Annotated in this window: 23 protein-coding genes, 1 tRNA gene and 1 pseudogene; 13 read left to right on the top strand and 12 right to left on the bottom strand. The window is 69.8% G+C overall.

Annotated elements, in window-relative coordinates; genetic code table 11:
- Positions 1–80 precede the first annotated feature (80 nt).
- The 3 genes from BJ963_RS19275 to BJ963_RS16025 all read right to left on the bottom strand — a co-directional run bounded on the left by BJ963_RS19275 (position 81) and on the right by BJ963_RS16025 (position 3,499).
- Entirely contained in the window at positions 81–707 is a 627-nt protein-coding gene (locus BJ963_RS19275) for a hypothetical protein (RefSeq protein WP_246298083.1), read from the bottom strand.
- A gap of 100 nt (positions 708–807) precedes the next feature.
- The gene (locus tag BJ963_RS16030) at positions 808–2,439 is read right to left on the bottom strand and encodes a RecQ family ATP-dependent DNA helicase (protein ID WP_179457512.1); all 1,632 of its coding nucleotides are present in this window, start codon (positions 2,437–2,439) and stop codon (positions 808–810) included.
- A gap of 49 nt (positions 2,440–2,488) precedes the next feature.
- A complete protein-coding gene (locus BJ963_RS16025; protein ID WP_179457511.1) occupies positions 2,489–3,499 on the bottom strand; it encodes an SDR family NAD(P)-dependent oxidoreductase in 1,011 nt (336 codons plus the stop codon).
- A gap of 160 nt (positions 3,500–3,659) precedes the next feature.
- Between BJ963_RS16025 and BJ963_RS16020 the strand changes: the two genes are divergently transcribed.
- Positions 3,660–3,884, top strand: coding sequence for a hypothetical protein (locus tag BJ963_RS16020; RefSeq protein WP_089915326.1), 225 nt, complete (start codon positions 3,660–3,662; stop codon positions 3,882–3,884).
- Positions 3,885–3,946: 62 nt separating this feature from the next.
- A complete protein-coding gene (locus tag BJ963_RS16015; protein WP_089915329.1) occupies positions 3,947–4,312 on the top strand; it encodes a hypothetical protein in 366 nt (121 codons plus the stop codon).
- A gap of 6 nt (positions 4,313–4,318) precedes the next feature.
- On the opposite strand, the gene BJ963_RS16010 is transcribed toward BJ963_RS16015, so the two are convergent.
- Together BJ963_RS16010 and BJ963_RS16005 are read right to left on the bottom strand one after the other, a co-directional pair.
- On the bottom strand, positions 4,319–5,275 hold the full coding sequence (locus BJ963_RS16010; protein ID WP_343037304.1) for a quinone oxidoreductase family protein: 957 nt from the start codon (positions 5,273–5,275) through the stop codon (positions 4,319–4,321).
- A 52-nt stretch (positions 5,276–5,327) separates the two neighbouring features.
- On the bottom strand, positions 5,328–5,621 hold the full coding sequence (locus tag BJ963_RS16005; protein WP_179457510.1) for a GNAT family N-acetyltransferase: 294 nt from the start codon (positions 5,619–5,621) through the stop codon (positions 5,328–5,330).
- 170 nt (positions 5,622–5,791) lie between these two features.
- Between BJ963_RS16005 and BJ963_RS16000 the strand changes: the two genes are divergently transcribed.
- From BJ963_RS16000 to BJ963_RS15990, 3 genes are all read left to right on the top strand, one after another.
- Positions 5,792–6,571 (top strand): dienelactone hydrolase family protein, encoded by a 780-nt coding sequence (locus tag BJ963_RS16000; protein WP_179457509.1) that lies wholly within the window; start codon positions 5,792–5,794, stop codon positions 6,569–6,571.
- Between the two features lie 16 nt (positions 6,572–6,587).
- A complete protein-coding gene (locus tag BJ963_RS15995; RefSeq protein WP_179458180.1) occupies positions 6,588–6,974 on the top strand; it encodes an MmcQ/YjbR family DNA-binding protein in 387 nt (128 codons plus the stop codon).
- Between the two features lie 28 nt (positions 6,975–7,002).
- Positions 7,003–7,075: transfer RNA gene (locus BJ963_RS15990), tRNA-Arg, on the top strand.
- A 42-nt stretch (positions 7,076–7,117) separates the two neighbouring features.
- On the opposite strand, the pseudogene BJ963_RS15985 reads toward BJ963_RS15990, so the two are convergent.
- Positions 7,118–8,307, bottom strand: a pseudogene (locus tag BJ963_RS15985) (IS481 family transposase).
- 357 nt (positions 8,308–8,664) lie between these two features.
- On the opposite strand from BJ963_RS15985, the gene BJ963_RS15980 reads away from it, so the two are divergent.
- Both BJ963_RS15980 and BJ963_RS15975 read left to right on the top strand, forming a co-directional pair.
- Positions 8,665–9,753 (top strand): hypothetical protein, encoded by a 1,089-nt coding sequence (locus BJ963_RS15980; RefSeq protein WP_179457508.1) that lies wholly within the window; start codon positions 8,665–8,667, stop codon positions 9,751–9,753.
- Positions 9,754–9,817: 64 nt separating this feature from the next.
- The gene (locus BJ963_RS15975; protein ID WP_172824236.1) at positions 9,818–9,955 is read left to right on the top strand and encodes a hypothetical protein; all 138 of its coding nucleotides are present in this window, start codon (positions 9,818–9,820) and stop codon (positions 9,953–9,955) included.
- On the opposite strand, the gene BJ963_RS15970 is transcribed toward BJ963_RS15975, so the two are convergent.
- Positions 9,952–11,025, bottom strand: coding sequence for a LacI family DNA-binding transcriptional regulator (locus tag BJ963_RS15970; protein ID WP_179457507.1), 1,074 nt, complete (start codon positions 11,023–11,025; stop codon positions 9,952–9,954). The two genes, BJ963_RS15975 and BJ963_RS15970, sit on opposite strands and share 4 nt — an antisense overlap.
- Before the next feature lie 117 nt (positions 11,026–11,142).
- Here BJ963_RS15970 and BJ963_RS15965 point away from each other — a divergent pair, with 117 nt between their 5' ends.
- From BJ963_RS15965 to BJ963_RS15950, 4 genes are all read left to right on the top strand, one after another.
- Entirely contained in the window at positions 11,143–12,066 is a 924-nt protein-coding gene (locus BJ963_RS15965; RefSeq protein ID WP_179457506.1) for a carbohydrate ABC transporter permease, read from the top strand.
- Entirely contained in the window at positions 12,066–13,001 is a 936-nt protein-coding gene (locus BJ963_RS15960) for a carbohydrate ABC transporter permease (RefSeq protein ID WP_179457505.1), read from the top strand. Before BJ963_RS15965 ends, BJ963_RS15960 begins: the two co-directional genes overlap by 1 nt.
- Positions 13,002–13,059: 58 nt before the next feature.
- Positions 13,060–14,406 (top strand): ABC transporter substrate-binding protein, encoded by a 1,347-nt coding sequence (locus BJ963_RS15955; protein ID WP_179457504.1) that lies wholly within the window; start codon positions 13,060–13,062, stop codon positions 14,404–14,406.
- 67 nt (positions 14,407–14,473) lie between these two features.
- Positions 14,474–16,240, top strand: a complete 1,767-nt coding sequence (locus tag BJ963_RS15950) for a glycoside hydrolase family 35 protein (RefSeq protein ID WP_179457503.1) — start codon at positions 14,474–14,476, stop codon at positions 16,238–16,240.
- Positions 16,241–16,256: 16 nt separating this feature from the next.
- Here BJ963_RS15950 and BJ963_RS15945 read toward each other — a convergent pair whose 3' ends face one another.
- Positions 16,257–17,021, bottom strand: a complete 765-nt coding sequence (locus BJ963_RS15945) for an SDR family NAD(P)-dependent oxidoreductase (protein ID WP_179457502.1) — start codon at positions 17,019–17,021, stop codon at positions 16,257–16,259.
- 109 nt (positions 17,022–17,130) lie between these two features.
- Between BJ963_RS15945 and BJ963_RS15940 the strand changes: the two genes are divergently transcribed.
- Positions 17,131–17,718, top strand: a complete 588-nt coding sequence (locus tag BJ963_RS15940) for a TetR/AcrR family transcriptional regulator (protein WP_179457501.1) — start codon at positions 17,131–17,133, stop codon at positions 17,716–17,718.
- On the opposite strand, the gene BJ963_RS15935 is transcribed toward BJ963_RS15940, so the two are convergent.
- Positions 17,674–18,438, bottom strand: coding sequence for a COG4705 family protein (locus tag BJ963_RS15935; RefSeq protein WP_179457500.1), 765 nt, complete (start codon positions 18,436–18,438; stop codon positions 17,674–17,676). The two genes, BJ963_RS15940 and BJ963_RS15935, sit on opposite strands and share 45 nt — an antisense overlap.
- An 82-nt stretch (positions 18,439–18,520) precedes the next feature.
- Positions 18,521–19,150, bottom strand: coding sequence for a putative glycolipid-binding domain-containing protein (locus BJ963_RS15930; RefSeq protein WP_218857102.1), 630 nt, complete (start codon positions 19,148–19,150; stop codon positions 18,521–18,523).
- A gap of 114 nt (positions 19,151–19,264) precedes the next feature.
- Between BJ963_RS15930 and BJ963_RS15925 the strand changes: the two genes are divergently transcribed.
- Positions 19,265–19,840: a GNAT family N-acetyltransferase gene (locus BJ963_RS15925; RefSeq protein ID WP_179457499.1), complete on the top strand. Its 576-nt coding sequence runs from the start codon at positions 19,265–19,267 to the stop codon at positions 19,838–19,840.
- A 16-nt stretch (positions 19,841–19,856) separates the two neighbouring features.
- Here the strand turns inward: BJ963_RS15925 and BJ963_RS15920 are convergent, their stop codons facing one another.
- The gene (locus BJ963_RS15920) at positions 19,857–20,489 is read right to left on the bottom strand and encodes a LysE family translocator (RefSeq protein ID WP_179457498.1); all 633 of its coding nucleotides are present in this window, start codon (positions 20,487–20,489) and stop codon (positions 19,857–19,859) included.
- 44 nt (positions 20,490–20,533) lie between these two features.
- Positions 20,534–21,271, bottom strand: a complete 738-nt coding sequence (locus tag BJ963_RS15915) for a glucose 1-dehydrogenase (protein ID WP_179457497.1) — start codon at positions 21,269–21,271, stop codon at positions 20,534–20,536.
- Positions 21,272–21,286: the final 15 nt, after the last annotated feature.

Below are 21,286 nucleotides of genomic sequence, written 5' to 3'. Positions count from 1 at the left end.
GGACAGCGTCAATACGGCGGCAGCGACGGCTCCGATGGTTCCCCGCGTTCCCCACTGGAACAGGGGTCGCACCCAGCGCATCACGCCATCCCGCCGGAGCGGACGGCGGCGGCGAACAGTGCGCGCTTCCGCGCGAGGAGCACACCCGTCAGGATGAGCCCGACCGCCAGCGCGATGATCAGCCAGATCGCGATGGTCTGGCCCGTCGAGGCGAGGTCTCCCCGTGGCTTCACGCAGGCCGCGAGCTGGATCGCATCGGAGACGCCGTCTGCGTCGTAGTCCTCGTGACCGGTCGCGCACCCCGTCGTCCCGCAGATGACCACGCTCGCCCAGCGCGGGACGCCGTTGCCGTTGGTGTCGGCGTTGTCCGTGAAGCACCGCACCGAACCGCAGGTGAGCACCCGCGCGTAGTCGGGGATCCCGTCGCCGACGCTGTCTTTGGTCGGGGATGCGCAGCGGGCCGTGCCGCAGGCCATCACCTCGGTCCAGTCGGGCACGCCGTCGCGATCGGCGTCCTCACGGCCGGTGGCACCCGTGGCAGTACCGGCGACCACGCGCTCGACGGTGTCGGGCACCGTGTCGCCGTCAGCGTCGCACGACGAGACGTCGCTCTGCGCAGAGCAGGGCTCGTGCGCCGGAGCGGCGGATGCCGCTGCCGGGGCCCCGAGCCCGGTCAGGAGGGCGAGGACCGCGGACGCACACAGCATCGCCGGCAGAGGAGAGCGATCGAAGGTCACATAGAAGAGGACGATCCGTCAGCGCGATCGTGACGTGGTGCGCGGAATTCCGCGGCGCCGAGGCGGAGGCTCAGGCCGTGGGGCCGAGAACCTCGAGCAGTCCGCCGTCCGTGACGGCCGAGAGCGACAGGACCTTGTAGCCCTCCTCGTCGAAGAACACCGTGAGGCGGTCTGCGTCGGTGTGCATCACGACGCCAGGGCCCCACGTCTCGTGCCGCACCCGCGCGGCCAGCGGGAACGCCTCCTCGCGGCTCGCGTCGTGCTCCTCCGCCCAGCGCTGTGCACTGCCGGACGAGCAGGTGTCGCAGTTGCCGCACGGCTCGGGCAGCTCCTCGCCGAAGTAGCCGAGGAGGAACTGCCTACGGCACATTCCGGTCTCGGCATATTCCTGCATGAGCTGCGCCCTGGAGTGCTCGATGCGCTGCCGGGATGCGGCTTCGGCGACCGCCTTCGCTGCGGCCGCGCCGGGGTCGAGGCGTTCCGCGCGCAGGTCGTCGTCGCTCCCGGAGAGCACGCCGGCATCCCGCAGCAGCCCCAGCAGGCGGCCGAGGGACCGCACGCTGATGTCGACGCGTTCCGCGAGCTCGACCCGGGTCATGCCCGGTTCGAGGGCGATGGCCCCGAAGACGCGCGCGAGCTCGTCGGCGTCCGGGCCGCCGCCGGAGAAGAACCGGGTGAGGGCGAAGTCCTCCGGGCGGTAGTGGAGGGTGACCAGCGCCGGCCGGCCGTCGCGCCCGGCGCGTCCCGCCTCCTGGTAGTAGCTGTCGAGGGAGTCGGTCACCGAGGCGTGCACGACCGAGCGCACGTCGTGCTTGTCGATGCCCATGCCGAAGGCGCTGGTCGCGGTGACCACGCGGGCGCGGCCGTCCATGAAGCGCTCGTAGACGTCCTCACGCTCGGCGCGACGCAGGCCCGCGTGATATGCCGCTGCCGGAATGCCGGCCTCCAGGAGCTCTTCGGCGTACAGCTCGGCGTCCTTGCGGGTCGAGACGTAGACCAGTCCGGCGCCCTCCGACCGGCGCGCCTGCGCGACGACGGCCGCGCGCTTCGCCGCATCCTCCTCGTGGCGCACGACCTCCAGCCGGAGGTTCGGCCGGTCGAAGCCGGTCGCGAACAACCGAGGGCGGCGGAGGCCGAGCCGTTCGCCGATCTCCGTGCGCACGGGCGGTGCTCCCGTCGCGGTCATCGCGACGACAGGTGGATGCCCCAGCTCGTCGATGACGCCGCCGAGCAGCAGGTAGTCGGGCCGGAAGTCGTGACCCCAGGAGGACACGCAGTGCGCCTCGTCCACCGCGAACAGCGAGACGTCGATGCCGCGGAGCCGCTCCCGCACCTCCGGGTTCGCGAGCTGCTCGGGAGCGAGGAAGGCGAAGCCAGCCTCCCCCGACGTCAGCGCATCCCAGTCGCGCTCGCGCTCACGCTGCCCGGCGGAGGAGTTGATGGCGACCGCGCGCGGAACCCCCGTCGCCTCGCTGAGCGAACGCACCTGATCCTCCTGCAGGGAGATCAGCGGAGACACGACGATCGTCACGCCGTCGAGGATGGTGCCGGTCACCTGATACAGCGACGACTTCCCGTAACCGGTCGGCATCACGGCGAGCACATCGCCCCCGTCGAGGAGCACCTCCATGGCCTCCGCCAAGCGCGGGCGCAGCCGGCTCCAGCCGAAGGACTCCCGGGCGACTTCCTGAATGCGCGACACAGCAGAAACGGTATCCGGTCGCGGTCACCGGGTGTACCCGGGATGCCTGCTACTGAACCGACCACCCGCCGTCGCTCGGCAGCACGGCGCCGTTGATGTTGACGCCGTCGTCGCTGAGCAGGAACGTGATCGACGCCGCCAGCTGCTCGGCCGTCGCGATGGTCGGGATCTGCTGCTGGAACGGGGTGAGCCGGGCGGTCCCGGACTCCGACGGGTGCGCGGGCATCGGGATACCGGTGGCCACTCCCCCCGGAGCCACGGCGTTGACGCGGATGCCCTGCGGGCCGTACATGAACGCGGTGCTGCGGGTGAGGCCGACGACGCCGTGCTTGGAGACGGTGTATGCGGTGCCGGAGGCGTTGCCGCGGAGACCGGCCTCCGAGGCCACGTTCACGATCGAGCCGGCCCCGGCCCGCAGCATCGCGGGGAGCACGGCGCGGGTCAGCTTGAACCCGCCGGTCAGGTTGATGCCGATGGTGCGCTCCCACACGGCGTCGGAGGTCTCGTGCGCCGGCGAGAAGTCGTCGTTGACCCCGGCGATGTTGGCCAGCGCGTCGATGCGGTCGCCGGCGGCGGCGACGATGGCGTCGATGTCGTCCTGCTTCGTGATGTCGCCGACCACGGTGGTCACTGTGCCGGCGGGGAATCCGGCGGCGAGGTCGTCCAGACGCTCCGCGGAGATGTCGACCGCGATCACCCGTCCGCCTTCCCTGGCGATGCGGGAGGCGGTCGCCCGCCCGATGCCCGACGCTGCGCCGGTGACGATCACCGTGCGGCCGTCGAAGCGGCCGGGGGTGACCTTCTCGACCCAACCGGTCTCCACGTCCTCCGGCATGATGCCGCCGTTGGCCTGCAGCACCAGATCGTCGACGACGGACTGCGGCAGCTGGCCCTGGCTGAGCGCCACCAACTGCTGGAGCGGCAGGCCGCGCACCGGCGCGAGCATCTCCTCGCCGACTCCCGCCTGAGCGAGGAGCCCCTGGATGAGCGGAGCGCCCTCCGGGTGATCCAGCCATTCGCCGATGGTGCTGTGCGCCGTCAGCGGCTTCGATTCGGTCATCGTCGTCCCTTCCTCGTCGGAGTGTGAGCTGATTATGACACGGAGTGCCAGAAAAGATGCTGCCAGCGGTTCCCCGCATCCGCTTCATGTCGGGGCTTGCCACGGCGGCGACCGGGCGTAACGGTGGGAGCACACGATCCATCCGTCGAAGGAGGCCACCATGGAGACCGTGCTCGCCGTGCTGGAGCGCGACGATGTCGCCTTCGAGATCGAGTTCGAGCGCACGAGCGAGCCGCCCTTCGAGCTGCATCTGCCCTCGCACATCGGGGGCGCCGCCGTGATGGATGTGTTCGACCTCTGCGATGCGACGCTCTGGCCGGAGCTGATCCGGTACCGCTTCTCCGAGTGCGTACCGGTCGTCATCGGCTCCGACGACGACTTCTGACGACGGGCGGGCGCCGGCCTGCTGCGTTCCCGGCGGCCCGGCCGCTGGCTATGCTGTGCGCCATGAGCACGAAGAGCCGCCAAGGGCCGCACCACGAGGAGACGCTCCAGCTGGGTGACAAACGGGGACTCTGGGGGGCGTTCGCCGGACTCATCACCGCGGTGCTGATCGCGTATCCGCTGTCGGCCTGCATCGCGTTCGCGACACATCCCACGACGCAGAAGCTGTTCGGCGGGCGCCTGGAGTCGGCATCGGCGTCGGGCTACGCGGCCTTCTGGTGGGTGCTCGCTCTCGGCTGCCTGGCTCTGCCGTTCCTCGTCGGGTTCGGGATCGCGCGCCTGTCCGCCAGGGCGGTCGTCACCATCGGCGGGATCGTCGTCCTCTTCATCATCGCCGTGGTCGTGCTGGGGCAGATGTTCGCCTTCTGACGCGGGTCAGACCATCGTGAGGACGACCTTGCGCCCCGGCGGCGCGGACTCGGCGGCACGCTGCGCCTCCCAGACCTCCGCGAGCGGGAACAGGGTCGGCTCCGCCGTGCGCAGGCCGCCGTCCGCCACGTCGGCGAGGAGCGACGCGAGCAGGCGTCGGTAGGCCATGCGACGGGTCGCGATGAACAGCGGCGCGCTGCAGATCCGCTCCGACCGGTTGCGCGCCGCGCGCGCGAACCCGCGGACGGCGTCGGCGCGTTCGTGACCCGAGCGCCCGGCGAAGGCCGTGCGGACCAGCATCCCGTCCGTTGCCAGCGTCTCGCGGACCCGCGGCGAGCCGGTGTGGTCGATCGCCGCATCCACCGGTCCCTCCGCCGCCTCCCGGACGCGGGCGGGCCAGTCGGGAGCGGAGTAGTCGATCAGGGGGATGCCGAGATCGCCGATCGCGTCGGCGCTGCGCGCGGACGCCGTGCCCACGACGGTCCGGCCGGAGCGCAGGGCCAGCTGGGCGGCGAGCATGCCGACCGCTCCGGACGCGCCCTGCACCAGGATGCTGCGGCCCGGGCCGGCGAGGTCGAGAGCGTGGGCGGCGGTCACCCCGTCGAGCGGCAGCACCGCGGCTGCAGCCGGATCGAGGGTCGGGGGAAGCGCGACGAGCAGCGTCGGAGCAACCGTCACGAACGTCGCGTGGGCGCCCATCCGGGGAAGCGCGGCGACCACCCGGGAGCCGACGCGCAGCCCGAGGGCGACCGACACGGCCGATTCGGTGACGAGTTCGCCGACGAAGTCGTACCCGGTGATGAAGCCGGGAGCCGGCTGCAGCACGTACCCGCCGCGGCGGGCCAGCACATCCGTCGCCCCCAGGGAGGCGTGCGTCACCCGCACGACGACCTCGTTGCCCCGCGGGGGCCGCACGGGCTCCCGCGCGAGCACCATGGCCGTGGGATCGCCGAACCGCGACACCCGCGCGACGAGACGCGAGGGATCTGCCGAGCCCTCCCCGGTCATCGGGGCGTCAGCCCGCTCGGCGCTGCAGCAGCGCAGCGCGGTCCGGGTGCGCCTCGAACCAGTCGGCCACGTACCAGCACATCGGCACGATCCGTAGCGTGCCGCCCTTCTCGATCTCGCCGACCGCGTACTCGACGAGCTGGGCCGCGTACCCCTTTCCGCGGTGGTGCGGCACGGTGAAGGCCCGCGTCAGCGAGATGGAGTCGCCGAGGATGCGGTAGTCGAGCACGCCGACCAGCTCGCCGTCGACGTGCATCGCGTAGCGGCTCGCATCCGTCTGATCGCTGAACTCCGTGGCCATGTGGCCCATCGTACGTCCGTCGTGCCCCGGGGGAACCCGCGGTAGTGTGAACCTGTGGGAACCCGACCCGCACCGAAGGCTCCCGCGCGCATCCCGCGACCACTTCACAGCAGACCCGGCCGCCGACGGCGCCTGCCGTCCGCGTGACGTGACGACCCAGGAGCCGCCCTGTGACGAACGACACACCGTCGCCCGCTCTCGCCCCCGCCTTCCAGACACTGCTCGAGCAGGTCCCGATCGGCGAGCACTCGGTCATCGAGGCCGAGACGGTGGCGTACGACCATGAGGGGACTCCCCTCGAGGGCTACCTCGCGCGCGATGTCCAGGCGGACGAGCGGCGCCCGGCGGTGCTGGTGCTGCACGACTGGCACGGGGTCGGCGACAACGTGCGGATGCGCGCCCAGATGCTGGCGCGGTCCGGGTATGTGGCCTTCGCCGCCGACCTCTACGGGGCCGGCGTGCGTCCCGCGGGAGACGCGGCCCCCGCGGAGGCCGGGAAGTACTACAACGACCTGGCGCTCCTCCGCGCACGGGTCGCCGCCGGCTTCGGCTGGCTGCAGCAGCATCCGGCTGTCGACCCCGCGCGCCTGGCCGTGATCGGCTACTGCTTCGGCGGGACGGCGGCGCTGGAGTTCGCGCGCACCGGGGCCCCGGCCCGCGGGGTCGTCTCGTTCCACGGCGGCCTGATCGCGCACGACCCGTCCGATGCGGCACAGATCGCCGCATCCCTGCTGGTGCTGACCGGCGGAGACGACCCGGTCGTGCCCGACGAGGCGGTGGTCGCGTTCCAGCAGGAGCTGCGCGGCGCGCCGCACGTCGACTGGCAGGTGACAACGTACTCCGGGGCGCCCCACGCGTTCACCATCCCGGGCACCGACCGCTACCGCCCGCTCGCGGATGCGCGGAGCTGGCGGGAGCTCGTCTGCTTCCTGGACGAGGTGTTCCGGTGAGCGGAGGGGCCGGGTGATGGAGCATCCCCTGCTCTTCGACGATGGCGATGTGCTCGTGGAGCGCATTCGTGCGCTGAGCCTGCGGCTTCCCGAGGCGGTCGAGACGCTGAACCACGGCCGGCCGTCGTGGAAGGCCGGGGAGAAGGGCCGCGCGTTCGCCGTGCTCGGCGCGTCGATGGACCGTCCGGACACCCTGGTGTTCAAGCCCGATCCGGTGGAGGCGCCGGCCTGGCGCGAGGACCCGCGGGTGTTCGTCCCGAAATACTGGGGGCCGAGCGGCTGGCTGGCCATCGACCTCGACCGCGACGCGCAGGACTGGTCCGAGACCTCCGAACTGATCGAGACGTCGTACCGGCAGGTCGCCCTGCGCCGCCAATTGGCGGTCTTGGATGCCGTCATGTAAGCTCGTATCCGGTCCGCGTGCGGGTCATGCGCCACTAGCTCAACGGATAGAGCATCTGACTACGGATCAGAAGGTTGGGGGTTCGAATCCCTCGTGGCGCACACTGTCTTGAGTCGCGACATAGGTCTCACCTGAGTCGCGAGTTAGGTCTCACGTGAAGTAGCCCTCGGCCATCGGCCGGGGGCTTTTTCGTTGTTGCGCCAGTAGCTGCGGGCGGGGTCGATGAGGTGGGTGGAGAGGACCTCGCCGGTGTGGAGGGCGATGACGGTGACGGTGTTGTCGTCGGCGAGGGCGAGGATGCGGGTGCCGCGGTGTTGGTAGCCGATGCCGAGGTGGTGCATGCGGCCGGCTCTGCGGAGGCTGACTTTGCCGTTGGTGCCGACGAGGTCGTAGCGGATGCGGTAGTGGCCGGGGGTGCGGGTCTCGGCGGGAAGAGCTTTCGGGGTGGCGCGGTAGGCCTGTCCGGGTGTTGACCGGTTCAGGGCGCGGTGGGGGCGGTGTTGGTTGTAGTGCTCCCGGAACGCATCGAGCTGGGTCTGGAGCTCGGTCAGGGTGCGGGCGGCGGGGTGTGCGCTGAGCCAGCGTTTGAGGTTTGGTGGAAGCGTTCGATCTTGCCTTGGGTTTGCGGGTGGTTTGGTGAGCCGTTCTTCTGGGTGACGCCGAGGAGGGGGAGCAGGTATTCGAAGGCGTTGCGGCCGCCGCCGAATCGGGCGGTGTAGACGCGTCCGTTGTCGGTGAGGGTGGAGGCGGGGATGCCGTGCTGTTCGGTCGCGGTCAGGAAGGTGGCGACCACGTCATCGCCGGTGACCGGCCGGTGGGCGGTGCAGGCCAGCAGGTAGCGGGAGTGGTCATCCAGCCAGTTCAGGATCTCGATATCGGTGCCGTCGGCCAGGCGCCAGTGGGTGAAGTCGGACTGCCAGGTCTCGTTCGGTTGCTCGGCTTCAAAGCGGAGGTAGGAGGAGCGGGGCCGTTTCCGGGGTTCCGGGACGATCAGTCCGGCGGTGTGGAGGATGCGGCGGATCGTCGAGGTCGATGGAGCCTGCAGGTTCTCCTGTTCCAGGTGCCAGGCGATGGTGACCGGGCCGGCATCCAACCCGTTTCCGCTCAGTTCAGCTCGCAATTGCAGGATCCGTTCCCGGACTTCGTCCGTGGTTCGCTGCGGGCTGGTGTGCGGGGCTCGGGAGCGGGGCTCGACCGCGTCCAGACCGCCGTCACGGTAACGGGCCAGGAGGCGGTGCAGGTGCCGGCGGGAGAACCCGTACTCGGCTGCTGCCGCCGTCACGGTCAGCTGCTTGGACACGATCTTCATCACGGCGACCCGAGCCTTCGACATGCCACCGACTGTGACGCATGTCCCGACTCACCAGGGACCTATCAACTGAGACCTATGTCGTGAACCCAGACACCTCGTGGCGCACACTGGTTGAGACAGTGACGAAAGCCCCGCTGAACAGGCAAAACGCCGAAACAGCGGGGCTTTTGCTTTGCCTCCAGACGCGGAATCCGGCGGCGTTGAAGCGCTGCGCGCTCGGCGAACGCGCAGGTGTGACAGAGGTGCAGAGCGCTTGTGGCGGAGATTCGTTGCGAGTGGACTCGCTTCGCGCACAGGCATGGAACGGCTCGGGCCGCCCATTCGCGCCCCCCGCATGCGGTTATTGCCCGGCCGAGCGCGGTCCGCCAGCCTGGCTGCATGACGACGCACGACATCCCCGACACCCCCGAAGTCCGCGAGAAGATGGCCGCCAGTCAGGCAGAGGGCATGGCCGCCCTCGGCCTCGGTCCGGTCGTCGAAGGCTGGGAGGACGGCTACCGGGCCGCCGCAACCGCCGACAGCACGTTCGAGTGGTGGTACTTCGACTGCCAGTTCGACGACGGCTCGACGCTCGTCGTCACGTTCTCGAACAAGCCGCACACCGACCCGTCCGGTCCCCTCGATCCGAGCGTGCTCATCATCCGGCAGCTCAGCGACGGCACCCGGCTGCACCTCGAGCCGCACTACCCCGCGGCCGAGTTCAGCGCCTCCCCGGATCGCTGCGATGTGCGGATCGGTCCGAACACGGTCAGCGGCGACCTCGACCGCTACGACATCCACATCGAGGCGGAGGGCATCACCGCCGACGTGACGATCGACCGCGCCGCGCCGTCCTGGCGTCCGGGTGCCGGGATCAACTACTTCGACTCCGCCCGCACGCACTTCCTGGCGTGGGTCGTTCCGGTGCCGTACGGCACGGTGTCGGCGACGATCGTGCAGGATGGCGCGCGCTCCACGCTCACGGGCAGCGCCTACCACGACCACAACTGGGGCAACCACCTCATGGGGTCGTTCCTCGACCACTGGTACTGGGGCCGCGCCCACGTCGGCGACTACACGGTGGTCTACGTGCGCATGACCACGAAGGGCCTCTTCGGTCTCGGGGAGATCAACATCCCCACCTTCTACCTCGCCACCGCCGACCGCGTCATCACGGACGACCTGCTGCCCCTGCGGCTCGCCACCAGCGGAGACGTCGACGGCCCCGGCCACCAGACGTATCCGACGCGCATGGAGTGGACGTGGGCGTCGGAGCGCGGGACCATCACGATGACCGCGACGAATCCGGTTCTGATCGAGTCGATCGACATGCACACCCCGCGCCACGGGATCGCCAAGGCCCTCCACGCCGGGGACCACCCGATGTACTACGACTTCAACGCGGACCTGGAGCTCGACATCGCCCTCGACGACCTGACGGACCACGTCACGGGACGCACCCTGTACGAGAAGATGATGTTCCGCTGAGGCGTCGGTCGAGGATGCGCTCGCACCGCGGACTCCTATGATGCAGATGTCGAGAGGGGACACCATGGCGAGGCACAGGCACGAGCACGACGCGGAGGAGCTGGCGGAGGCGGAGGCCGCCGCCGCCACCGAGGCCACCGAGACCGACGACGACTTCGTGGATGCGGACGAGTCGCTCGAGACGGACGAAGAGCCGAACTAGCCGGCTGCCGGGGCAGCCGGCCCGGCCGGCGGCGGTGCCGTGCTCGCGCGCACGACCAGACGGGTGTGCAGCACCGAGGAGCGCACCGGCTCCGGACGCGCCTCGATCTCGGCGATGAGCAGTTCGAGCGCGCGGCGGCCGATGGCCTCGAACTCCTGGTGGATGGTCGTCAGCGGCGGCCAGAAGGAGTCCGACTCCGCCATGTCGTCGAATCCGACGACGCTGACGTCCTCCGGCACGCGGCGGCCGGCCTCGTGCAGCGCGCGGAGCACGCCGAGCGCCATCTGGTCGTTGGCCGCGAACACGGCCGTGATCTCGGGCCGCGCGGCGATCTCCTGACCGTGCCGGTAGCCGGCCGCGGTCGACCAGTCCCCGCGGAAGACCTCCGGGACGGGAGCGCCCGCCTCCTCCAGGGTGCGCCGCCACGACTCCTCCCGGCGCGCGGCCGAATACGAGTCGCCCGGTCCGGCGATGTGCCACACCGTCCGATGGCCGAGGTCGAGCAGGTGCTGGGTGGCCTGGCGAGCGCCCTCGGCCTGGTCGGTGTCGACCTGCGGGTAGTCGGAGCGCTCGGTCGAGTCGATGACCACGACCGACAGCCCGGACGGCAGCTCCACGTCGGCGCGGTCGACGATGTGCGCCTCGATCACGACGATGATGCCGTCGACCGCCTGCTCCAGCAGCCGGCTGAGCGCGACGCTCACCTCCTGCTGGGTCGGGCGCTCGACCGGGACGACGGTGATCGCGTAGCCGGCGGTCGCGGCCGAGACGGCGATCGCATCCAGGGTCCGCATGTTGCCGTACGACGACAGGGTGAACATGACGACGCCGATGTTGCGGAAGCGGCCGGACCGGAGCGCCCGCGCCGCGCGATTCGGCCGGTAGCCGAGCGCCTGCATCGAGGCGAGGACGCGCTGTCGCGTCGACTCCTCGACGTTGGTGAGGCCGTTCGCCACCCGTGAGACGGTCTGCGTCGAGACGCCGGCGTGCGCCGCGACATCGCCGAGCGACGGACCGCGTTTGCGTGCTGCCGACCGGGCGGACGGGGATGCGGCGAGCGACTCTGCCATGGTCTCCACTTCTCGGGGTTCAACACGACCTTGCATCATGTTGACGTGAACATGTTAGAGTAGCCGCCACGATGTTGACGTAAACATCGGCACACCGATCTCGCACCAAGGGAAGACATGACAACGACGTCCCTCACGCGGGCCACCGCGCCCGGCACACCCAGCCGCGGCCGCCGGTCGCGCCGCGACTGGCGTGGCTGGGCCTTCGTGGCCCCCTTCATGGTCGTCTTCGCGGCCATGATCATCGCGCCCGTGGTCTACGCGATCTACCTCAGCCTGTTCCGGCAGCAGCTCATCGGCGGCAACGCCTTCGTCGGGCTCGGCAACTACGTCGCCGTGTTCCAGGACGAGAAGTTCTGGGCCTCGCTCGGCCGGGTCGCCCTGTTCCTGGTGGTCCAGGTGCCGATCATGCTGGTCCTCTCGCTCGTCGCAGCCCTCGCCCTCGACAGCGCCCGGCTGCACGGAGCCGGCTTCTTCCGGATCGCCCTCTTCCTGCCGTACGCCGTCCCCGGCGTGGTGGCCGCCCTGATCTGGGGCTTCATCTACGGCGACCAGTTCGGCCTCACGGCGAGCATCAACCAGCTCCTCGGCACGGGACTCGCGCCGCTCAGCGGGCAGTGGGTGCTCGCCTCCATCGGCAACATCGTCACCTGGGAGTTCATGGGCTACAACATGCTCATCTTCTACGCGGCGCTGCGGGTCATCCCGACCGAGCTCTACGAGGCGGCAGAGATCGACGGCGCCGGAGCGTTCCGCACGGTGTTCAGCATCAAGCTGCCCGCCATCCGCGGCGCACTCGTGATCGCGACGATCTTCTCGATCATCGGCAGCTTCCAGCTGTTCAACGAGCCGAACCTGCTCAAGCAGCTGGCGCCCAACGCGATCAGCAGCTACTTCACCCCGAACATGTACGCCTACAACCTCTCGTTCGCCGGCCAGCAGTTCAACTACGCCGCGACGGTCGCGATCGTGATGGGCGTCCTCACCGCCGTCATCGCCTACGTGGTCCAGCTGCGCGGCACGAGGAAGGAGGCCCGCTGATGGCCACGCTGACCGACACCAGGAGCAGCCGCCCACGCAAGGCGCCATCGCGTGCCGCCGCGCGCATCCAGGCCGGCGCCTCCTCCGGCCGCCGCATCCGCAAGTCGCCGCTGCTCACGATCGTGATGGTGCTCTTCGTCATCTACTCGTTCGTCCCGCTCATCTGGCTGATCGTCAACGCGACGAAGACCCAGCCGGACCTCTATTCGTCGTTCGGGCTTTGGTTCGGCAAGGACTTCAACCTCTTCCAGAACATCGCCGACACGTTCACCTACCGCGGCGGCATCTTCGTGCAGTGGCTGGGCAACACCCTCCTCTACGTGGTCGTCGGCGCCGGCGGAGCCACCCTGCTCGCCACGGTCGCCGGCTACGGGATGGCCAAGTACAACTTCCCCGGCAAGCGCGCCGTGTTCGCCGTGGTCCTCGGAGCGATCGCCGTCCCGGGCACCGCTCTGGCCGTCCCGACCTTCCTGCTGTTCAGCCAGGCCGGGCTCACCAACACCCCGTGGGCGGTGATCCTGCCCTCGCTCATCAGCCCGTTCGGCTTCTACCTCATCTGGACCTACGCGAGCGAGGCCATCCCGACCGAGCTGCTGGAGGCGGCGCGGATGGACGGGGCGGGCGAGTTCCGCACCTTCTTCACCATCTCGCTCCGGCTCCTCGCCCCCGGCATCGTCACGGTCGCGCTGTTCGCGATCGTCGCCACCTGGAACAACTACTTCCTGCCGCTCATCATGCTGAGCGACCCCACCTGGTACCCCCTCACCGTGGGTCTCAGCCAGTGGAGCGCGCAGGCGACCGGGGTCGGCGCCCAGCCGATCTTCAACCTCGTGATCACCGGATCTCTCATCACGATCGTCCCGATCGTGGCCGCGTTCCTGGTGCTCCAGCGCTACTGGCAGTCGGGCCTGGCCGCCGGAAGCGTCAAGCAGTAACCCCACCCAACCCATCCATCCACGCAATCTCATTCCACGAAGAAGTGAAAGGAAGCTCATGAAGAGCACTCTCGCGTCCCGGCGCATCGCCCGGGCCGTCACCGCCGCAGTGGTCGGCGTCGTCGCCGCCGCCTCGCTGGCCGCCTGCTCCGGCGGCACCTCGTCCGGCGGCGGAAGCGCCTCCGACATCGACGCAGCCCTCAAGCAGGGCGGGACGATCACGTACTGGTCGTGGACCCCGTCGGCGGAGGCCCAGGTGGCCGCGTTCGAGAAGGAGTACCCGAAGGTCAAGGTCAAGCTGGTCAACGCCGGCACGAACACGACCGAGTACACGAAGCTGCAGAACGCGATCAAGGCCGGATCGGGTGCCCCCGATGTCGCGCAGGTCGAGTACTACGCCATCCCCCAGTTCGCCCTCTCCGACTCCCTCGTCGACCTGAAGCAGTACGGATTCGACAAGCTGAAGAGCGACTACACCCCCGGCCCCTGGGGTTCCGTGAACGTCGACGGCAAGCTGGTCGGCCTCCCCCAGGACTCCGGCCCCATGGCGATGTTCTACAACAAGACCGTCTTCGACAAGAACGGCATCGCCGTGCCGAAGACCTGGGACGAGTACGTCGCGGCCGCCCAGAAGCTGCACGCCGCCGACCCCAACGCCTACATCACCAGCGACTCCGGCGACTCCGGATTCACCACCTCGATGATCTGGCAGGCCGGCGGCCGTCCGTTCAGCGTCGACGGCACCAAGGTGTCGATCAACCTGCAGGACGACGGCACGAAGAAGTGGACGGGCACCTGGGACAAGCTGGTCGAGGGCAAGCTGCTCTCCAGCGTCCCCGGCTGGAGCGACGACTGGTTCAAGGCGCTCGGCAACGGCTCCATCGCCACGCTCATCACCGGCGCATGGATGCCCGGCGTGCTCGAGTCGTCGGTGAAGGACGGCGCCGGACAGTGGCGCGTCGCCCCGATCCCGACCTACGACGGTACCCCGGCGAACGCCGAGAACGGCGGCGGCGGTCAGGTCGTGCTCAAGCAGAGCAAGAACCAGGCGCTCGCGGCCGGCTTCCTGAAGTGGCTGAACAACGACGAGGACAGCATCAAGGTCTTCCTCGAGTCCGGCGGCTTCCCGTCGACCACGAAGGACCTCAACTCCTCCGAGTTCCTCGCCTCGGCCCCCGAGTACTTCGGCGGCCAGAAGATCAACGAGGTGCTGGTGGACGGCGCCAAGAACGTGTCGACCGGCTGGCAGTACCTGCCGTTCCAGGTCTACGCGAACAGCATCTACGGCGACACGGTCGGGCAGTCCTACACGTCGAACTCCAGCCTGAACCCCGGCCTGCAGGCCTGGCAGAAGGCACTGGTGGAGTACGGCAACCAGCAGGGCTTCACGGTCACCGGCAAGTAGCAGCATCCCCCGTGGCCGGCCGCGCACGCCGCGGCCGGCCACGGCCTTCCCACCCCTCAGGAGAACCATGACCACCTTCGAGATCGCGGGCGACGACTTCGTCCTCGACGGCGAGCCGTTCCGCATCCTCTCGGGAGCGCTGCACTACTTCCGCGTGCACCCGGACGACTGGGCGGACCGCATCCACAAGGCGCGCCTGATGGGGCTCAACACGATCGAGACCTACGTGCCGTGGAACGCGCACGAACCGCGCCCCGGCGCGTGGCGCGCGGACGGCGGCCTCGACCTGGCCCGATTCCTGCAGGCCGTGGCCGACGAGGGGATGTACGCGATCGTCCGCCCCGGGCCGTACATCTGCGCCGAGTGGGACAACGGCGGTCTGCCCGCATGGCTCTTCACGGACCCGGAGGTCGGCATCCGCCGGTCGGAGCCGCGGTTCGTCGCCGCGCTCTCCGGCTACCTGCGGAACGTGCTCGACATCGTCCGGCCGCTGCAGGTGACCGAGGGCGGTCCGGTGCTGCTCGTGCAGGTCGAGAACGAGTACGGCGCGTACGGCGACGACAAGGACTACCTGCGTCAGCTGGTCGAGGTCATCCGCGGCGCCGGCATCACCGTGCCGCTGACCACGGTCGACCAGCCGCAGGACGACATGCTCGAGAACGGCTCCCTGCCGGAGCTCTTGAAGACCGCGTCCTTCGGCTCCCGTTCGCGCGAGCGGCTCGCGACGCTGCGCCGCCACCAGCCGACCGGCCCGCTGATGTGCTCGGAGTTCTGGGACGGCTGGTTCGACAGCTGGGGCGGCCACCACCACACGACGTCTGTTGCGGAGTCGGCGGCCGATCTGGATGCGCTGCTCGCGCTCGGCGCATCCGTCAACCTGTACATGTTCCACGGCGGCACCAACTTCGGCTTCACCAACGGCGCCAACGACAAGGGCGTCTACCAGCCGATCGTCACCAGCTACGACTACGACGCCCCGCTCGACGAGGCGGGCGAGCCGACGGAGAAGTTCTGGGCGTTCCGCGATGTGATCGCCCAGTACGCCCCGGTGCCCGCCCTGGAGCCCGTCGCCGCCGCGGCTGCGCCCGCGTTCACGGTTCCCTTCGACGCCGCCGTCCCGCTGTGGGCGGTCGCCGACCGGCTGGGCGCGTGGTCGCACACGGACGCGCTGCCGACGTTCGACGAGCTGGGCCACTACAGCGGCCTGGGCCTGTATCGCACCGAGATCGACACGACAGAGCCCGCTGTGCTGGAGTTCGGCGAGATCCGCGACCGCGCGTACGTCTCGGTCGACGGCAGCCGCATCGGCGTGCTCGCCCGCGACCACCACGACTCGGCCATCGCGCTCTCGCCCAGCCGCGGGACGCTCACCGTGCTCGTCGAAGACCAGGGCCGCGTCGACTACGGCCCCCGCATCGGCGAACCGAAGGGACTCATCGGCCCGGTGCAGCTGAACGGCGAGGAGCTGCGCCGCTGGAGCGTCCTCCCCCTCGAGCTGTCGTCGATCGAGCCCGTCCGGGATGCGCTGGAGCACGCGGCATCGGCCGCCGCACCGGAGCGGCTCGCCGGACCGGTCTTCGCGCGCGCCGCCTTCGACCTCGACGAGCCGTGCCCCCTCTTCCTCGACACGACGGGATGGGGCAAGGGCGTGGCCTGGATCAACGGCTTCCCCCTCGGCCGCTACTGGACCCGCGGGCCGCAGGAGACGCTGTTCGTCCCCCGCGGCGTCGTGCGCGCGGGGGCGAACGAGCTCATCGTGCTGGAGCTGGAGTCCGCCGCCGAGGCGATCGCCGCCTTCCTGCCGGAGCCGCGGCTCGGCCACACCGAGGTGTGACCGGGCCGCGAGGCGCTCAGGCGGTCCAGCCGCCGTCGATCGTGACGGCCGAGCCGGTCATGTACCCGGAGGCATCGGAGGCGATCCACGAGACCAGCTCGCCGACGTCGGAGCTGTGCCCGAACCGCCCGAACGCGGTGAAGCCGGCGAGGTAGTCGCCCGCCTCGCCGTCGGCCGGGTTGCCCTCGGTGTCGATCGGTCCCGGCTGGACGACGTTCACCGTGATGCCGCGACCCGCGAGGTCGCGCGCGAGCCCCTTTGTGAAGCCGACCATGGCCGCTTTGGTGAGGCCGTAGACGGCGCCCCCGGTGAACGGGATGCGCTCGGCGTTCACGCTGCCGATGGTGACGATCCGGCCGCCGTCCGGCAGCAGCGGGATGGCGGCCTGCGTGGCGTAGACCGTGCCGCGGATGTTGAGGTCGATCGTCGCCTCGATGTGCTCGTCCGGGGTCTCGGTGAAGTCCTCGAACCAGCCTCCCCCGGCGTTGTTCACCAGGATGTCGAGACCGCCGAGCGCCGCGACCGCGTCGCGCACACCGGCGCGCGCGGCGTCTGCGTCGGAGGCGTCAGCGTGCACGGCGACGGCCCGTCCGCCCGCCGCCTCGATGTCGGCGACGAGGGCGTCGGCGCGTTCGCGCGAGGCGCGGTAGGTCACCGCCACTTCTGCGCCGTGCGCGGCGAGTGCGCGGGCGATTCCCTCCCCGATGCCGCGTGCGCCTCCTGTGACGAGCGCCTTCTTGCCTGCGAGGGTGCCGGTGGTGGATGCGGTAGTGATGGTCATAATGTCCTCCGATTTCTGTACGAATCGGTACATAAAACAGCCGCGTTGCCGTCGTATTCCGAACGTGGAAGAATTCTTTTCAGATCAGTACAGAAAGAAGATGAGGAGCATGCCCGCACGCGGACGCCCCCGCGGTTTCGACACGGACGATGCCCTGGATGCCGCCGTCGAGGTGTTCTGGCGCCAGGGCTACGAGGGCACGACGCTCGACGACCTCACCTCCGCGATGGGCATCAACCGGCCGAGCCTCTACGCCGCCTTCGGCAATAAAGAGGAGACCTTCAAGCGCGCGGTCGGCCGCTACGCCGAGGTCGACATGGCGTACGTGGGCGAGGCCATCGCCGAGCCGACCGCACGCGCCGTCGCCGAGCACTATCTCCGCAGCAACGTCGTCGCCATCACGACGCCCGGCAAGCCGGCCGGGTGTCTCTCGATCCAGGGCGGCCTCGCCGGAAGCCCGGAGGACGACCGCATCGTCCGCTTCCTCGCCGACAGCCGAGCCTCCGGCGAGCGCCGTCTCGCCGACCGCTTCCGCCGGGCCGTGGCCGACGGCGACCTGAGCGCGGACGAGAGTCCGACCGACCTGGCGAAGTACCTCTCGACCGTCAGCGCCGGTCTCGCGGTCCAGGCGTCGGCCGGGGCCAGCCGCGCGTCACTCCAGCGCGTCGCCGAGCGCGCCCTGCGCGCGTTCCCGTGACGACCGCGGTCGCCGGCTGAGCACGCCGACGCACACGGCGATCGCCGCGAAGAGGACGAGGCTGACCGGTCCCGTGCCGAGAGCCAGGCCACCTCGCGCGTGCGGAACCGCCAGGCCGTCGGCGATCGAGGCACCGAACGGGCGCGTCATCACGTAGGCGGTCCAGAACGCCGCGGTCGCTCCAAGGCCCCACCAGCGGTAGGCGATCCCGGGCACGGCGAAGAGAATTCCGAAGACCAGCGCCGAAGCGAAGTAGCCGAGGCCGAACGTCACGGCGGCGAGGTCGCCGAGGGCTGTGCCGAGCGCGAACGTGGCGAGCACCGCGCACCAGTAGAAGAGCTCGCGAGCGTGCGTGTCGACGCTGTGCACGGAGAGCGTGCGCTGGGTCGCGTACCACAGCACGAAGACCGCCGCGAGGACGACGGCGAAGACGATGGTCGACGCCAGGTACGGGACGCCCAGCTCCACGTGGAGCACGTCGGCGACCATCGTGCCGAACACCGCCACCATCAGCACGGCCAGCCAGTAGACCCAGGGGATGTACCGCCGCACCACCAGCTGCAGGATGAGTGCAGCTGCGAACACGACGAAGGCGCCCGCGACCGCCAGCACCGGGTCGATCGTCTTGACCAGGAAGTCGGACGTCGTCTCGCCCACCGCGGTGGTCAGCAGCTTGGTCACCCAGAACAGGGCGGTGACCGCCGGGACCTTGTTGCGCATCCCCCTAGCATCCCGGACGGCGGACTCGCGACCCTGGGCAGCCGTCCGGAAGACCTGAGAGCTCTCCGATGTTCGGCGTCTCTCAGAGGATGCGCCGGGCAACTCGCGGGTAGTCGATCACGATCCCGTCCTCATCCACGGTGAGATCGGCCATGAACGTGCCGCCCACGCTGCGGTACCGCACCACGGTGTGGCCGGAGGCGGGATCGTAGGGCTTCGCGGCACTGTAGGCCTGCCTGCTCGGGACGACCGCGAGGGACGGCAGGTCCACCCAGGCCATGGTGAGCTCCGTCTCGGCCAGTCCCTCGCGGGCGCGGAGCCGGAGGATCGGCATCGTGTTGGTGACCGGGCAGAGCGCGAGGTCGCATTCGAGCGCGTCGTCCAGGTCCTCGGGATGAGCTGCGCCCGGATCAGGCATCCGCTCGCCGTGGTACCGGTCGTCCCCGTGCGCGTACGTCTCGGTGGCCCACCGTCCGTGAGCGCTGCGCGTCAGCACGAGCCAGCGTGTGAACCCGCGGCCGGCGACCGACACGGAGAGTCGCGAGGTCACCCAGTCCGGTCCGGTCTCCAGCGTCCAGCTGGTGACGTAGTCCGTGGTTCGCGACGTGCCGAGGGCATCCAGCCTGTCCGGCGCCAGGGTGAGTACCGCGGCCTCCAGCCGGTGCGGATCCTCGTCGCCCACCCACTCCACGTGTCGTACCGCTCCACGCATGCTGCTCGCCTCCACCCACGACCGCCGTGGCCGAACCATATCCCAGCGCGCGGTCGGTGTGCAGAGGTGCGTGGCTCGGACCGGGACGGCACCCCGTCACGCTACGCTCGCGCCATGGCGCATCTCGAAGGAGTGACCTGGCCTCCTGCCCACATCACGACCGACCGGCTCGTCCTCCGGGCCGCGGAGGCACGCGATCGCGAAGCGATGCTCGACCTGTTCAGCGACCCGAGGGTGAACAGATTCGTCGGCGGCGCCGAACCGCGCGAGCACCTCGACGAGCTGATGCCCGAGCTGCCCGGCCAGCGGACCGGCTTCTTCGTCATCGAGCACGACCGGCGGATGATCGGCATCGTCACGTTCGACCCCCGCGACCCGGAGCGGTCCGGTCCGGTCAGCGCGGAGGGCGGTGAAGCCGAACTCGGCTACATGCTGCTGCCGGACGCGTGGGGACGCGGTTACGGCACCGAGGCGTGCGCAGCGGCAATCTCCTGGTTCCTCCAGGTCGCTCCGGATCTGCCGCTCGTCGTCTCCACCCAGCTTGCGAACACCTCGTCGCTCCGTCTCATCGAGAAGCTCGGATTCGTCGAGGTCGAGCGCACCGAGGACTGGGGCCATCCGCAGTGGTACGGGATGTGGCCGAGGTCGAACGCCCAACGGCTCGAGACGACGCGTCCGGCTGGTCAGTAGAGGAAGCCGCTCGCGACTAGGACTCCGCGCTGAGCGCGATGGTCCCGAGGCCCAGCGCCGCCAGGATCCCGGCGGACACCCGCTCCAGCCACGTGGTCACCGCCGGACGCTTGAGCCAGGCGACCGCCCGGCCGGCCAGCAGGGCGACCACGACCAGGTAGAGCGAACCGACCAACGCATCGATCGCGCCGAGCAGGAGCGTGTTGCCGATGGTGAAGCCGTCGTGAGGAACGAACTGCGGCGCTACCGCGAGGAAGAACAGCCCGACCTTCGGGTTCGTCATCGTGGAGAGGATCCCTGCGGCGAACCCGCCGTGCAGCGACGTACGCCTCACGGGGGTCTCGATGCCGGTACCGGATCGGTTGCGGCGGCTGGCGATGAACGCCATCACGCCGAGGTAGATCAGGTACAGACCGCCCACGATCTTGAGCACGCGGTACACCTCGGCCGACTGCTCCAGCAGTGCCGCGAGCCCCAGCGCCACCGCGAGCGCCCACGCCAGCGACCCCACGGCAGAGCCGAGGGACGCGGCGATGCCCGCGCCGGGTCGGGACACGCTGAACCGCAGCACCAGGAAGGTGTCCGGCCCGGGCGTGATCGCGAGGACGACGCACAGCCCAGCGAAAGCGAGGACGCTTGCAGCGGTCATTCGTCAAGTATGCCGCCGCCGCGGTCCACTGATTCTCCCCGGCGTCACACCCCCTGCGGGATGTGCGACGTGAGGCCGCCGTCGATGATGAACTCCGATCCGGTCGAGTAGGAGGACTCGTCGCTCGCCAGGTAGAGGACGAGGCTGGAGACTTCATCCGGAGTCGCGGCCCTGCCGAGCGGGATCTGCAGTTGCTTCGCGTCGATCCCGGTCGTCATCGGCGTCTCGATCAGGCCAGGATGCACAGAGTTCACGCGGATGCCCGCTGCAGCCAGCTCAGCCGCCGCCGACTTCGTCAGTCCGCGCACACCGAACTTCGCCGCCACGTAACCGTGCAGACCTGGACTGCCCTGGATGCCCTCGACGGAGGAGATGTTGACGATGCTTCCCCGTCCGCTCGCAGCCAAGGCAGGGACTGCGGCCCGCATCCCGTAGAACACACCGCTGAGGTTGATCGCGATGATCGACGCCCACATGTCATCGGTGAACTCGTGAAGAGGAGCACCGTTGGCGATGCCGGCATTGTTGACGAGCACGTCGAGCGACCCGAAAGTGGAGGTCGCGTGCGCGACAGCGCGGTCCCACTCGGCCGGCTTCGTCACGTCCAGGTGGACGAACGTCGCCTGAGCTCCGAGTTCCTCGGCCAGTGCCTGCCCCTCTTCGTCGAGCAGGTCGGCGATCACGACCCTGGCGCCTTCGCGTGCCAGCCGTCGGCAATGCGACGCTCCCATACCCCGTGCTCCCCCGGTGACCAGCGCCACTTTGCCATCGACTCGTCCCACGCCCAGCTCCTCTCG

The sequence above is a fragment of the Leifsonia soli genome, assembly GCF_013408745.1.
GTDB lineage: Bacteria > Actinomycetota > Actinomycetes > Actinomycetales > Microbacteriaceae > Leifsonia > Leifsonia soli.
Note: the sequence above shows the minus strand (reverse complement) of the source record. Positions and strands in the feature narration are given on the sequence as shown.